The sequence below is a fragment of the Sediminibacterium sp. genome (assembly GCF_019264485.1).
Classification (GTDB): Bacteria; Bacteroidota; Bacteroidia; order Chitinophagales; family Chitinophagaceae; genus Sediminibacterium.
Genome location: NZ_JAHVAA010000007.1, coordinates 124,366 through 138,750 on the forward strand (window position 1 = coordinate 124,366; position 14,385 = coordinate 138,750).

Consider the following 14,385-nt stretch of genomic DNA (forward strand, 5'->3'; position numbering starts at 1 on the left):
TACAAATGAAAAGCTGGCTAATACTTACATTCTTATTTGCTGTAGCAAGTCAATTGCCGGCACAGCAAAAACCATTGCCATCCTACGCCCCTTCGCGTGATGAAATGCTGGCCAGGTATAAAACTGCCAATGACAGAGACAGTCTGGCAAGGCGAACAGCATTTAAACTTACTGTAATGCCAAACTGGAGCGGACCTTCTGCTTTCTGGTACAGGAATGCTTTGCCTGATAGCCAGTCTGAATATTTGTATGTTGATCCGGTAAAAAATGTAAAACGCCCTTTATTTGATGCAGTAAAAATGGCCTCAGCCATAACATTGGTACAGGGTAAAAAAGCAACAGCTAATCGCTTACCTATCAGAAATGCCTATTTATATCCTGATGGGAAAAAAATAGCTGTTTCACTGGGAAGAATATTTTACGATGTGGATCTTTCAACTTACAGTGTATCAAAAATTGATTCACTACCAGTCGATAAAACCGAATATCCTTCTTTAACACGTATGCCGGGTCGTTGGCAACGAAACAGGAATGCAAGAACTTCTCCCGATAATCAATGGAATGTAGTGGTGAAGGAACACAATATTTATCTTGAGCCAACAGGAGGAGGTACTGCAGTTCAATACACAACCGATGGAACACAGGCATTACCTTATGGTGATATTACCTGGTCGCCTGATGGTAAATACCTGGTGGCTTATAAAATAAAACGTGTGGTTGATAAGCCAGTATATTATGTGCTTACATCTGTTCCCGGTACCACAAGGGGTGAAATGAAAGAACGTCCTTATAAACAACCCGGGGATGATTTTTCTACCTATGAAATGCACCTGATTAAAGTAGCTGATAAATCTGTTGTGAAAGTAAAAACAGATATCATCGATTTCTTTGATGCACCGAAAATCAACTGGAACAAGGGAGACAATGATCACTTTATGTTTGAAAGAGTAGATCGTGGTCACCAGCGGTTCAGGATCATAGAAGTAAATGCTGCCGATGGAAGTACGCGCAATATCGTAGACGAACAAACCAGCACATTTATTTACGAGCAACGTATTTTTACTTATTATTTGCCAGAGACTGCAGAAGTGTTGTGGGTAACAGAAAAAGATGGCTGGAGACATATTTACCTGGTAGATGCCAAAAATGGTACTATCAAAAATCAAATCACGAAAGGCGAATGGGTAGTGAGAGCGATAGACAGTGTGGATGTGAAAAAAAGAGAGATATGGTTTCAGGCGAGTGGTATGAATAAAGGAGAAGACCCTTATTTTCTTCATTATTACCGCATTGGATTTGACGGGAAGAATATGGTTACACTAACGAAGCCGGGTTTTAATCACCGCATCACATGGTCGCCAGATAAACAATATTTTGTAGATACCTATTCTAGAGTTGATCAGGCACCGGTTTCTGTATTAGGTCGTGTAGCCGATGGTAAACAGTTGATGGAACTAGAGAAAGCAGATATCAGTAAACATATAGCTGCAGGTTTCAGGTTACCCGAACCCTTTCATGCCAAAGGAAGAGATGGAGTAACAGATATATGGGGTATTATTTGTCGCCCTTCCAATTTTGATCCTAAAAAAAGGTATCCCATTATTGAAAATATTTATGCGGGTCCGCAGGATGCATTTGTACCTAAATCATTTTCTGCTTTTGGTGAAATGCAAAGCATGGCTGAACTCGGATTTATCGTAGTTCAGATCGATGGTATGGGAACTGCCAACCGATCAAAAGCATTCCATGATGTATGCTGGAAAAACCTTGCTGATGCCGGTTTCCCGGATCGTATTGCCTGGATGCGTGCGGTGGCTGCCAAATACCCGCAGGCAGATACTACAAGGGTTGGTTTGTATGGCACATCAGCTGGAGGACAAAACTCACTGGGTGGTTTATTGTTTCATCCCAGCTGGTATAAGGCAGCAGTTTCGGCTTGCGGCTGTCATGATAACCGCGTCGATAAACAATGGTGGAATGAGCAGTGGATGGGCTACCCGATTGCTAAACATTACGATGAACAGTCAAATATTACCAACGCACATAAACTGAAAGGGAAGCTTTTATTGATTGTAGGTGAAGCCGATACCAATGTTCCGCCAGAATCAACTTACCGTGTGGCTGATGCGCTGATTAAAGCGAGAAAGACATTCGACTTTTTAGCGGTTCCCGGTATGGGACACAGTGATGGAGGCCCTTATGGAAGAGCGAAAAAAAGAGATTTTTTTGTAAAAAGTTTATTGGGTGTTGATCCTCCAGATAGAAATGCAGATGAATTGTCGGCAGAAGAGTAAGTTTTTAGCTGTTAGCCATTAGCTAATTTGCTCACGTAGCAAATTTTGACTTTAATTGAAAAAGCTAAAAGCTAATGGCTAACAGCTCCTCACCAAGCCCTCTTTTCTTAAAACCTGGGAAATGATAAGTGAAAGCAAAAAAATTATCTTTTTTCGAAATGATTTGCTTCGTTTATACAGTCGTATTTTCTTCGTAAGTGCTTCTGAAATAATCATCCACATATTCACTGGGCGATTTGCCGATAACAGTTTTGAATACACGGTTGAAATTGGTAACGGTATTAAAACCGCAGTTGTAGGCGATCGTAGAAATGCTAACACTATCACTGTCGCCTGTGGTTAATTTTTTACAGGCTTCATTGATGCGTACTTCATTGAGAAAGGAAACAAAAGTGTGGAGTGTTCTTTTTTTGAAGTAACGGCAGAAAGCCTGAGGTGTCATATGCGCCTGTTGTGCAACGTCTTCAAGTGTAATGCTCTTGGCATAATTGGCCATGATATAATGGTAAATATGACTCAGCCTGATACCATCGTGTTCACTAACCGTAGTAAGGTTGGATATACTCGACAATTCTTTTAGCTTCTGGATGGAAGTAAATTTTTTGAGCAGGTCGATAAAAGCAATCATCTGATCGGTATTGTTACTTTTACTTACCTGTTGTATTTTATGTGATATATCAGAGATCTGTTCTGAGGGAACTATAAAACCGTTGTTGTGCTTTTGTAAAAAAGTCTGAATATGTTTCATTTCAGCCAGGTCGAATAGAGAGGCCAGCTTGCCGTTTGGATTGAAATGGATGGTTATGGCCTGTACTTTTCTTTTGCTTTTAGGTGAAAAATACATGGGGTCGCTTTTAAAAACATGTGGTTGGTTGGCGCCGAGGTAATAAATTTCATTAGGACCAAACGGATACATATTATTATCCACCACGAGTGTTCCTTCTCCTTTCTGAATCCAGGTAAGCTGAATTTCATCATGTCTGTGCAAATGCGGATAAAAATAGGGCAGCAGGTCATGTTGTACGATGATGTTTTTATCACCGGGAACGGGTATGGTAAACTGTAAAACTTTCATTGATCGGGTTTATAATAATCCAGAGAACAATTGTAACCAATATTATCTCTATTAGGAGGTTCTGTACCTATAGACAGTTAAGATATTAGATGTGCTGCTTAATTTTCACATTTAAGAAACCTGTATTTGTATGACAGGTTAAAATTCTTGAAAAAAGAGATAATTTATATGGTTGACCCTGAAACCAATACTGGTATATTTAGTGTCAAAATAACGTTTATTTTTTTATATTTGAAAAAGCAACGCAGAGGAAGCTGACGACTCTTTTAAAAAGAATTAAAATCGTCATTTAAAAAGATAGGTAAGCTCCCTTTTTGGGCGAAAACGCTTATGGAGGCAGCATTTTATAGTAAAACAGGGAGCATAAAATGAAAATTGCAGGTGCAGTATTCTCAAAACTTTATCTAACACTGTAAGAACAGGTTAAATTATTGGATGAGACTTTAAAAGCGTATAAAAATAGAGGGAGCAGTTAAAATGAGGCAAGGAGTACGGAAATCGTTTATGAATAGTATATATATTAGTAGGTGTACAGATAATTGCCTTCTAATGTATAATAACTAAAGCTGATCGTTTCATTGTGTTCAATTGATAATGTGTTGTTATTAAGTGATGGAAAGAGAAAACTAACCCCTATAGTATAAGAACTAGCAAAAACAGTTAAAATCGGTATAGAATTTATTAATACATAAAAACAGGTACCCTGAAGTTCCTGTTAGTTTTGACTCATAAATTATTTAGTATGGCTAATATAACATGGAAGGGTGTTTATCCTGCACTCCTTACTCCATTTAAAGCAGATGATTCTGTAGATTTCGATGTATATAAAACCAACTTACAGGCCCAGATGGATGCGGGTGTTGATGGTATTATCCTTGGCGGTTCTTTAGGAGAAGCCAGCTCTTTATCTAATGAAGAAAAAAGAGATCTGTTGTTTTATTCCAAGGAGATCGTACCGCAGGATTTTCCTGTGATTATCAATATCGCTGAACAGACTACCAAAGCGGCTATACAGCTAGCACAGGATTCACAAAAGAATGGTGCCGATGGGCTGATGTTATTGCCACCCATGCGTTACAACGCAGACAGCAAAGAAACACTGGAATATTTTAAAGCCGTTGCTACTGCTACATCATTGCCTATCATGATCTACAATAATCCTGTTGATTATAAGATTATGGTAACACTCGATATGTTTGAAGCCATGGTTCCCTACAAAAATATCCAGGCGGTTAAAGAATCAACCCGCGATGTGTCGAATGTAATACGTATGCATAACCGTTTTGGAAGCCGTTTCAGCGTATTAACAGGTGTTGATCCGCTGGCCATGGAAAGCTTATGTGTAGGTGCCGACGGATGGGTTGCCGGACTGGTTGATGCGTTTCCTGCTGAAACCGTAGCCATCTATCGCCTGGTAAAAGCAGGTATGATTGATGAGGCTTTAAAAATTTATAGCTGGTTCCTGCCTGTACTAGAATTGGATATTCATCCGAAACTGGTTCAGTATATTAAACTGGCTGCACAACATACCGGTATTGGTACTGCAAATGTAAGGGCGCCACGTTTACCGCTGGAAGGCGAAGAGCTAAAAGCAGTTACTGCTGTTATCGAAAAAGCATTGGCAACACGTCCGGTATTGCCAGATTATTTGAACCTGAAAAATAAGAAGGATGCTGCATGGGCATAATGTAATTGGATTTGATACAACAAAAAAAGGGACTGAAACATTTCAATCGTTCAGTACCCTTCAGGGAGAAATTCTTCCCGAATTGTTTCATATTGCAACAGATGAAGAAATCAAAGCAGCTATCGCAAAAGCGGTAGCTGCTTTTGATATTTACAGTAAAACCAGTTTTCAGCAACGCGCAACTTTCCTGGAAGCGATTGCTGAAGAAATTTTACTGATCGGCGATCCTCTGCTCGAACGTACCAATCTTGAAACTGGTTTACCCCTTGCAAGATTAACAGGTGAAAGAGACAGAACCATGAACCAATTAAAGCTCTTTGCTGCTTTACTTCGTGAAGGCTCATGGGCCGATGCTGTTATTGATACGGCTTTGCCCGATCGTAAACCTTTACCAAGATCAGACCTGCGCAGGATATTACAACCTGTTGGTCCGGTAGTAGTTTTTGCTGCAAGCAATTTTCCATTTGCATTTTCTACGGCAGGTGGCGATACAGCTTCAGCACTGGCTTCAGGTTGCCCTGTAATTGTAAAAGCACACAGCTCACATGCAGGCACCAATGAATTCATGGCATCAGCCATACAGGCCGCCGCAAAAAAAACAGGAATGCCTGATGGAGTCTTTTCTTCACTGAATGGAGAAGGGGCTACACTCGGACAAAAACTCGCACTTGAACCGGCAATAAAAGCTATTGGTTTTACAGGTTCATACCGCGCAGGTATGGCATTGTATGCTACCGTAACACAAAAAAGAAAAGAGCCCATACCATTATATGCTGAAATGAGCAGCATCAATCCGGTAGTATTATTACCTGAAACACTGGCTGCCAGAACAAGTGAAACAGCCGCTGCCATTGCAGGTTCAATGACATTAGGTGTGGGGCAGTTTTGTACCAACCCCGGATTGTTATTTGTAATCAAATCACGCACGACAGATGCTTTTACAGAATCGCTCGTTGCTGCTTTGTCAAGTGCCGCATCAGGAACCATGCTGAACAAAGCGATCTGCAAAAGCTATTATAATGACCGTAACAAAACGGCTCAGGCAAAAGGTGTAACGCAATTATATTCTGGTGAAGACATGTCTTCATCATTCAAAGCAAGTCCTGCATTGTTATCTGTTTCGGCAACAGACTTCATGGCAGATGTTTCTTTGCAGGATGAAGTCTTTGGCCCATGTTCTATGCTGGTTATCTGCGATGATAAAACACAGCTGGAAGCAGCACTGAAAACCCTGCACGGACAATTAACCGGTTCTGTATTTGGCAACACCGAAGAGTTAACAGCATATACCTCTACGATCGATATTTTACAGCAGAAGGTAGGAAGACTCATCTTCAATAATGTACCAACAGGCGTGGAAGTATGTCATGCCATGGTACATGGAGGTCCTTTCCCTTCCACAACTGATGCAAGAACCACTTCTGTAGGAACAGAAGCAATCAGGAGATTTGTACGGCCTGTCTGTTACCAGGATTGCCCGCAACAACTATTACCTGTTTACTTACAGAACGAAAATGAAGCTGGCATCATGCGTAAAGTAAACGGCGCATTTACCAGAGAACCGATTGTTTAGTTTTTGAATTGATTATTACCGATGGCACATAAAAAATTTTTCTGCATAGATGCTCACACCTGTGGTAACCCTGTTCGTTTGGTTGCTGGTGGCGGACCATTACTGGAAGGTAATTCCATGATGGAAAGAAGATTGCATTTTCTGGCAGAATACGACTGGATCAGGAAAGGGTTGATGTTTGAACCAAGAGGCCACGACATGATGAGCGGAAGCATTCTTTATCCGCCACTCGATCCACAAAATGATATTGGCGTATTGTTTATTGAAACCAGCGGCTGTTTACCCATGTGTGGTCACGGAACCATTGGAACCATTACCATTGCCATTGAAGAAGGTCTCGTTATTCCGAAACAACCCGGTCAGTTAAGAATTGAAACACCTGCGGGGTTAGTGCTCATTGAGTACAAGCAGGAAGGCAAAAAAGTAAAGTCGGTAAAATTGACGAATGTACCTGCCTTCCTTTACGCAGCTGATCTTGAAGTGGAATGCCCTGATCTGGGTATGATTAAAGTTGATGTAGCTTACGGTGGAAATTTTTATGCCATTGTAGATCCGCAAACCAATTTTACCGGAATTGAAAATCATACAGCCGATCAACTGATTTCATGGAGCCGTGTTTGCAGGCAAAGACTCAATGAGCAATATTCATTTATTCATCCTGAAAATGAAAACATCAAAGGGTTAAGTCATTTGTTGTGGACGGGTAAAACAGTATCGCCATCATCTACTGCAAGAAATGCTGTTTTTTATGGTGACAAAGCCATCGACCGATCTCCCTGCGGAACAGGAACATCTGCAAGAATGGCGCAATGGTATGCAAAAGGAAAGTTGAAGAAGGGAGATGAGTTTATACATGAAAGTATTATTGGCTCAACATTTACCGGAAGAATTGAAGCAGAGACAACCGTAAATGGTAAGCCTGCTATTGTTCCCAGTATTGAAGGCTGGGCCATTGTTACAGGATACAACACAATTATTATAGACGATGAAGACCCATATGCACATGGGTTCCAGGTTATTTGATTTTGAATTGATTGAATTATGAAGGCAGTTATTATAGGTGGAGGTATTATTGGTTTAAGTTCGGCTTACTACCTGGTACAGGATGGGTGGGATGTAACTGTTATTGACAAAACAGACCTTACTGATAGTTGTTCATATGGTAATTTGGGTATGATTGTACCCAGTCATTTTGTACCACTCGCAGCTCCGGGAATTGTAGCACAAGGTATCAGGTGGATGTTTAATTCAAAAAGCCCTTTTTATGTAAAGCCATCGCTCAGTGGTCAATTGATCAACTGGGGATTGAAGTTTATCAAATCTGCGAATGACGCAAACGTAAAAAAATCTGCACGTCCATTAACTGATATAAACCTGCTAAGCAAAAAACTGTACGAAGACCTGAGCGCTCAACCTGGTTTTGATTTCGCTTTTGAAAAAAAGGGAATCATCATGTATTATAAAACAGAAAAAGTAGGGGAAGAAGAAATTCATATGGCTGAAACAGCCAGGGGTATGGGGCTTGATGTAGAAGCACTTTCTGCAGAACAGGCGCAGGCATTGGAGCCGCATATAAAACTGGATGTGCTGGGAGCGGTTCATTATCGTTGTGATGCACATCTCTATCCCAATAAACTCAATGAACAACTGATTCAATACCTGAAACAGAAAGGCGTTCGTTTTATTGTCGGGAAACCCGTAAAACAAATCAATAGAAAGGCAAATAAAATTATTTCGGTACAGGCTGGTGATCAGTTGATTGATGGAGATGTATTTGTAATGGCCGCTGGCTCATGGATGCCTGCTTTACTACAAATGGCAGGTTTACAATTACCATTAATGCCAGGTAAGGGATACTCGTTTACACATAAGAATACAAGTAACAGGTTACAGGTGCCCTCCATTTTATGCGAAGCTCGTGTAGCAATTACGCCAATGGGTAACGATTTGCGCTTTGGAGGTACCATGGAAATAGGTCCGATCAATGATAAGGTAAACATGAGTCGTGTACAGGGAATAGTTGAATCGGTACCTGCATACCTTCCGGGTCTTTCCATTGAAATGCCAAAACAGGAAGAAGTGTGGTATGGTTTCAGACCCTGTTCGCCAGATGGGTTGCCTTATATAGGGTATGGACATAAATATGATAATATGTTGTACGCAGGAGGTCATGCTATGATGGGATTAAGTCTTGGACCCGCAACCGGTAAACTGATTGCAGAACTCGCCTCTCAAAAATCTACTACGATTGATATAAAAGCATTCAACCCAACACGGTTCGATTAATTGTCAACACCCAAAACTGCTATATGAAAAAACACACTTACTCTTTTTTGTTGCTGCTTACGGTAAGTACTGTATGTACAGGATTGCAGGAAGCTACAGCACAGGTTTCAAAAGAAGCATATGTTCCATGCCAGGAAATGCCATCACTTATACAGGGCTTTGCAACAGATAACAGAACTTTAAACAGGTTTTATACTCCGGCAGTTAACAGAGGAGGTGGTGGCGGTTTTGGTGGCGGTGGCGATGCTGCTGTTGGTTCTCCGGAAAGAAACAAGCGTTTACAACAACTGGTAAAAGATTATCAGAATAAACTTGCAGCAGTAAATTTCAAGGGACTTTCACAGGAGTGTAAAGTAGATTATATTCTCTTCAAAAGAGACCTTGACGATAGGGCTCAGCAGTTGCAGACAGAAGAAGCAGAAGTAAAAAAAATCATCAAATGGATGCCGTTTGCCGGTAAAATTTATGCGCTGGAACAAAGCCGTCGCAGGGGACATCAACCAAATGGAGAGCTGGTAGCGAAAGAGTGGGCTGCTATTATTACTGAAATAAAAGACCTTCAGACAAAACTGAAAGCAGAAAAAGTGATTGACCCTGAATCTGTTTTTACCGCAGGAGAATTAATCAACAATATCAAAACTGCAGCACTAAGCGTATATGAGTTCTATAATGGTTACGACCCCATGTTTACCTGGTGGGTACCCACTGTTCATAAAGCATTAGATGAAGCCTTAACCGCATACGCCGGTGTTTGGAAAAGTAAGGCCAATAGTGGTTTAACAGCTACAGATAACAGCGGAATTGTAGGAGTACAGGCAGGCAGAGATAATCTCGTAAAACAATTGCAACGCGAAATGATTCCTTATACACCAGAGGAATTAATCGATATCGCCAATAAAGAATTTGCATGGTGTGATGCTGAGATGCTGAAAGCAGCCAAAGAAATGGGTTTTGGTAACGACTGGAAAGCCGCGCAGGAAAAAGTGAAAAATATGTATGTGCCGGCAGGTAAACAACCTGAAGCCATTCTGAAATTATATACAGAGTCAATTGATTTTCTTAAAAAGAATAACCTCATTACCATTCCACCACTGGCAGAAGAAACATGGGGCATGATGATGATGTCGCCTGAACGTCAGTTGGTAAACCCATTCTTTTTAGGTGGATCTGATATCATTATTTCTTATCCTACCAATACCATGGCATATGATGACAGGATGATGAGTATGCGTGGTAATAATCCTCATTTTTCAAAAGCCACGGTTCATCATGAATTAATTGCCGGTCATAACCTGCAACAGTTTATGAATTCACGTAACAGAACCTATCGCAACTTTGGTACACCCTTCTGGACAGAGGGCTGGGCCCTTTACTGGGAGCTGATTTTATGGGATATGCAATTTGCCAAAACACCAGAGGACAGAATCGGGATGTTGTTCTGGCACATGCACCGTTGTGCAAGAATTATTTTCTCTCTTAATTATCATATGGGTAAATGGACACCTCAGCAGTGTATTGATTTTCTTGTAGACCGAGTAGGTCATGAGCGTGCCAATGCAGAAGGTGAAGTGCGTCGTTCATTTACTGGCCGGTACCCGCCATTGTATCAGCTGGCTTATTTAACAGGTGGCAGACAGTTCTATGCATTAAAAAAAGAACTGGTTGATAGCGGCAAGATGTCGTACAAACAGTATCATGATGCAGTGATTACCATGAATGCTATGCCAGTTGAAATGGTAAGGGCTATTCTTACAGGCCAGCCATTAACGGAAGATTTTAAAACCAACTGGAGATTTTATAACGAAAAATAAACAGGCATAACCTGCTTATTGACTTAATCTCTTTTTATGAAAGTAAAATCTTTCATCAGGCAGCCTATTGTTCTCTGCCTGACATTAATAACCGGCTTTGCGCAAGCCCAACAACTCACTAGCTCAAATGGTGAAGCAGCTGAACTATTAATCAGTAAGTCAGGTGAACATGCCATCCGTGTTACTTTTAAACCTGTTTCCTATGAAAAACCTTTGCCTCTTAATCCGGCACTGGCAACCAATGCCTCGTATGCACCCGTACTGAAACTTCGTTCAATTGAAAATACTGTTCACCAGACGATAGGTAAACTAAAAATCAGCATCACAGGAAATCCTTTAACGGTAAAAGTCTTCGATCAGCAGCAAAAACTTATACAGCAACTGGTGTTTCAGGAAAATGGCTGGATAGCTTTTGACTTGAAAGGAAAAGAAAAAGTGCTGGGGATGGGTGAGGGCGGACCAAAACCTGTTCGTGGCGTAAACTGGAGAAATAGTGTTGTTCAGTTTGACAGAAGAGGAACTATGGATAGTATGCAGCCACGCTGGCAGGGAGATGCTTATGGGTCAAGAAACCCGGTAGCAACCTTAATAGGAACCAGTGGCTGGGGGCTTTTCGTGGCAACACCATGGGTATTGGTTGATATGCGGGCAACAGATAAAGGATATTTTATTCCTTATAAACCACCGGTATCAGCAGGTCAGGCTCAAACCCAGCGTAACCAGGGGCAAAATCTTGGAAAGGGACTTCCGCCGGTGAATGAAATGATTGACGGATTGTATGATGTATTCATATTTGATGCATCGAACCCTTCAGTTATGATGCAACAGTATGCGGCCATCACAGGCCCTGCTGTAATGCCACCGAAATGGGCATTGGGGTATATGCAATCGCACCGCACTTTACAGGATGATTACCAGATGACTTCGATTGTTGATACTTTTCGTATGAAGAAGATTCCGATTGATGCAGTTATTTATCTCGGAACAGGATTCACACCGAGAGGGTGGAATAAAATGCAGCCATCATTTGAATTTAACCCTGAGGTATTTAAGCGTGATCCCCAAAAAGTACTGAATGAGTTTCATAAGAATAAAGTAAAAGTGGTACTGCATATGGTGCCATGGGACCGTGATGAATTACCCACTTTATATGGATCAATCCCTGCCAGGAAAGAAGAATCAACCCATTCGCTTTCACATATTGCCAACTACTGGAAACAACATGAACCATTGGTTAACATGGGTGTAGATGCTTTCTGGCCCGATGAGGGAGACTGGTTTAACCTGCACGAACGCATTAAACGTCATCAGTTATATTATCAGGGACATCTATCAACCAACCCCAATCAGCGACCATGGAGTCTTCACCGTAATGGCTACCCCGGTATTGCACAATGGGGTGGATGGGTATGGTCGGGAGATACGGAGTCATCATGGAAAACACTGGAGGCGCAAATAGCAGTAGGTATTAATTATTCATTGAGCATTGCGCCATTTTGGGGCTCTGATATAGGCGGGTTTTATCCTGCCGAAGATTATAGTGGTGAAATGTATGCACGCTGGCACCAGTTTGCTGCCTTTAACGCATCGTTTCGCTCACATGGAAGAACATGGTGGTTACATCTTCCATGGGGCTGGGGTTTGAGTAGTATGGGTCCTAAAGAAAACAGAAATAATCCTCCTGAATCTGCGCTGAATAATCCAGCCATTGAACCTGTTATCAAACAGTACAACGAGTTGCGTTACCAGTTAATGCCATATACTTATACGCTGGCATGGGAAGCAAGAACAAAGGGGCTTCCGATGATGCGTGCATTATGGCTGCATTATCCGAAAGACAGTACAGCAGCAGGTATTGGCGATCAGTTTTTATGGGGAAAGGAAATTATGGTAGCACCTGTGTACGAAAAACAGGCAAAAACAAGATCTGTTTATCTGCCCGATGGAATCTGGTATGATTGGTGGACAGGTGAAAAAATAAACGGGGCCGGACGGGTGAATAAACAAATTGATCTTTCTATTATGCCATTGTATGTAAAAGCAGGGGCCATTATTCCGGTAGATACAGTGAAGCAGTATGTAGATGAAATAACCAATACTCCGATTCGGTTAAAAATATATACTGGTGCTGACGGAGCATTTGTTTTGTATGAAGATGATGGTATCAGTCAGGATTACCTGAAAGGGAAATCAAGAACCATAGCTTTTAACTGGAATAATAAAACAGGTGTTTTTACTATTGATCCAATCATGAAGCCGGGTGGATTAAAAAATGAATCAAGAACATTTATGGTAGAGTGGGTTGCTGAACAAAAAACAAAGCTGATAAAATTCAATGGTTCAAAACAGCAGATCAAGTTATAATGATTGTAACTTTCTTTTCTAAATACCAACACTGATGTTCAGGCAAAGATGGATTTGGGTTATCACCTGTTTGGTTGCAACAGCCTTTCTGTTTCAGTTTTGTATGCAGCAAAAAAATGCCATTCAAAAAGATCCGAGAGGAATGGGTTATGCAGGCTCTTCGGCCTGTATCAGTTGTCATGCAGGTATTGTTGATTCTTATACGAAAACCGCCCATAGCCGAACCACTACTCCTGCCAGTGCAGAAAATATAACTGGTAGTTTTCATGCAGACAGTAACCGGTTTCACTATAAAACAGATCTTGAAGTAGTGATGGAATCAAAAGAGGGTAAATTTTTCCAGACTGCATACGAAGCAGGTCAACCTAAAGCCTCTTTTCCTTTTGATATAGTGATCGGATCGGGAAGAAAAGCACAAACATTTTTGTATTGGCAGGATAGTAATACATGTCAGTTACCTGTTACTTATTCAGTTATTGGTAAATGCTGGGTGAATAGCCCGAACTATCCGACGGATCGTGTTCGTTTCGACAGGGTTGTTCCGATTGGTTGTTTTGAATGTCATGCATCATTTGTAGACCGCACTGGTATGCGGGAGGAAAAAGGATATCGCGTTGACCAGTTAAATAAAAACTCGGTTATTTATGGGATTGATTGTGAGAGGTGTCATGGTCCTGCAGCGGCACACGTGGCATACCAACAGGAGCATCCGGCAGAGAAACTGGCTAAGTATATTCTGACCTATAAAAATCTTACGAATACTCAAAAAATGGAAAACTGTGCTACCTGTCATTCAGGTTTGCGCGAACCCATACGGTCTCCTTTTCTTTTTAAACCCGGCAATCTCCTGAAAGATTTTTACCAGCCAGATACAGTTAAACAAGAACCTGCAACATTAGATGTGCATGGCAACCAGTATCAGTTATTGATGGCGAGTAAATGTTTTAAGGGAGCAGTAGAAACCATGTCTTGCGGTACTTGTCATAACCCACACAAAACAGAAAGAAACGATCTCAAAATTTTTTCAACGCGCTGTATGAGTTGTCACCAGCAAAACAGCAAACAGTTCTGTAAGATGGCACCAAAACTGGGAGCAACCATCGTAAATAATTGTATTGATTGTCATATGCCCGCTACACCATCAAAACTTATTAGTCTCCAAACCGAGCAGGCTGGCAATATTTCCAATCTGGTTCGTTCGCATTTAATAGCTAAATATCCAGATGCTACTATAAAGTATTTAAAAAGTGTTCGTGATTAAACGCTGAAAAATACAGCCTTGAAATTCCGTAAAA

At 41.1% G+C, this 14,385-nt stretch carries 9 protein-coding genes; 8 read left to right on the plus strand and 1 reads right to left on the minus strand.

The features are described from left to right. Positions 1 to 5: 5 nt before the first annotated feature. Entirely contained in the window at positions 6 to 2,294 is a 2,289-nt protein-coding gene (locus tag KXJ59_RS04975; protein ID WP_295201818.1) for a S9 family peptidase, read from the plus strand. Positions 2,295 to 2,466: 172 nt separating this feature from the next. Here the strand turns inward: KXJ59_RS04975 and KXJ59_RS04980 are convergent, their stop codons facing one another. Beyond that, a complete protein-coding gene (locus KXJ59_RS04980) occupies positions 2,467 to 3,369 on the minus strand; it encodes an AraC family transcriptional regulator (RefSeq protein WP_295201820.1) in 903 nt (300 codons plus the stop codon). A 742-nt stretch (positions 3,370 to 4,111) separates the two neighbouring features. Here KXJ59_RS04980 and KXJ59_RS04985 point away from each other — a divergent pair. From KXJ59_RS04985 to KXJ59_RS05015, 7 genes are all read left to right on the plus strand, one after another. After that, a complete protein-coding gene (locus tag KXJ59_RS04985; protein WP_295201821.1) occupies positions 4,112 to 5,056 on the plus strand; it encodes a dihydrodipicolinate synthase family protein in 945 nt (314 codons plus the stop codon). Beyond that, positions 5,040 to 6,629, plus strand: coding sequence for an aldehyde dehydrogenase (NADP(+)) (locus KXJ59_RS04990; RefSeq protein ID WP_295201823.1), 1,590 nt, complete (start codon positions 5,040 to 5,042; stop codon positions 6,627 to 6,629). Before KXJ59_RS04985 ends, KXJ59_RS04990 begins: the two co-directional genes overlap by 17 nt. Before the next feature lie 21 nt (positions 6,630 to 6,650). Continuing rightward, positions 6,651 to 7,652 carry a 4-hydroxyproline epimerase gene (locus KXJ59_RS04995; protein ID WP_295201825.1) on the plus strand — a complete coding sequence of 334 codons (1,002 nt, stop codon included), beginning with the start codon at positions 6,651 to 6,653 and terminating at the stop codon, positions 7,650 to 7,652. An 18-nt stretch (positions 7,653 to 7,670) separates the two neighbouring features. After that, positions 7,671 to 8,915: an FAD-dependent oxidoreductase gene (locus KXJ59_RS05000; RefSeq protein WP_295201827.1), complete on the plus strand. Its 1,245-nt coding sequence runs from the start codon at positions 7,671 to 7,673 to the stop codon at positions 8,913 to 8,915. A 23-nt stretch (positions 8,916 to 8,938) separates the two neighbouring features. Beyond that, entirely contained in the window at positions 8,939 to 10,726 is a 1,788-nt protein-coding gene (locus KXJ59_RS05005) for a DUF885 family protein (RefSeq protein ID WP_295201828.1), read from the plus strand. A gap of 36 nt (positions 10,727 to 10,762) precedes the next feature. Beyond that, a complete protein-coding gene (locus KXJ59_RS05010; protein ID WP_295201830.1) occupies positions 10,763 to 13,090 on the plus strand; it encodes a TIM-barrel domain-containing protein in 2,328 nt (775 codons plus the stop codon). A 103-nt stretch (positions 13,091 to 13,193) separates the two neighbouring features. Continuing rightward, a complete protein-coding gene (locus KXJ59_RS05015) occupies positions 13,194 to 14,351 on the plus strand; it encodes a multiheme c-type cytochrome (RefSeq protein WP_295201832.1) in 1,158 nt (385 codons plus the stop codon). Positions 14,352 to 14,385: the final 34 nt, after the last annotated feature.

Excerpts from the sequence above, each read along its gene's own strand:
- KXJ59_RS04975 (WP_295201818.1), top strand. The coding sequence starts at position 6 with ATGAAAAGCTGGCTAATACTTACATTCTTATTTGCTGTAGCAAGTCAA.
- KXJ59_RS04980 (WP_295201820.1), bottom strand. The coding sequence starts at position 3,369 with ATGAAAGTTTTACAGTTTACCATACCCGTTCCCGGTGATAAAAACATC.
- KXJ59_RS04985 (WP_295201821.1), top strand. The coding sequence starts at position 4,112 with ATGGCTAATATAACATGGAAGGGTGTTTATCCTGCACTCCTTACTCCA.
- KXJ59_RS04990 (WP_295201823.1), top strand. The coding sequence starts at position 5,040 with ATGCTGCATGGGCATAATGTAATTGGATTTGATACAACAAAAAAAGGG.
- KXJ59_RS04995 (WP_295201825.1), top strand. The coding sequence starts at position 6,651 with ATGGCACATAAAAAATTTTTCTGCATAGATGCTCACACCTGTGGTAAC.
- KXJ59_RS05000 (WP_295201827.1), top strand. The coding sequence starts at position 7,671 with ATGAAGGCAGTTATTATAGGTGGAGGTATTATTGGTTTAAGTTCGGCT.
- KXJ59_RS05005 (WP_295201828.1), top strand. The coding sequence starts at position 8,939 with ATGAAAAAACACACTTACTCTTTTTTGTTGCTGCTTACGGTAAGTACT.
- KXJ59_RS05010 (WP_295201830.1), top strand. The coding sequence starts at position 10,763 with ATGAAAGTAAAATCTTTCATCAGGCAGCCTATTGTTCTCTGCCTGACA.
- KXJ59_RS05015 (WP_295201832.1), top strand. The coding sequence starts at position 13,194 with ATGCAGCAAAAAAATGCCATTCAAAAAGATCCGAGAGGAATGGGTTAT.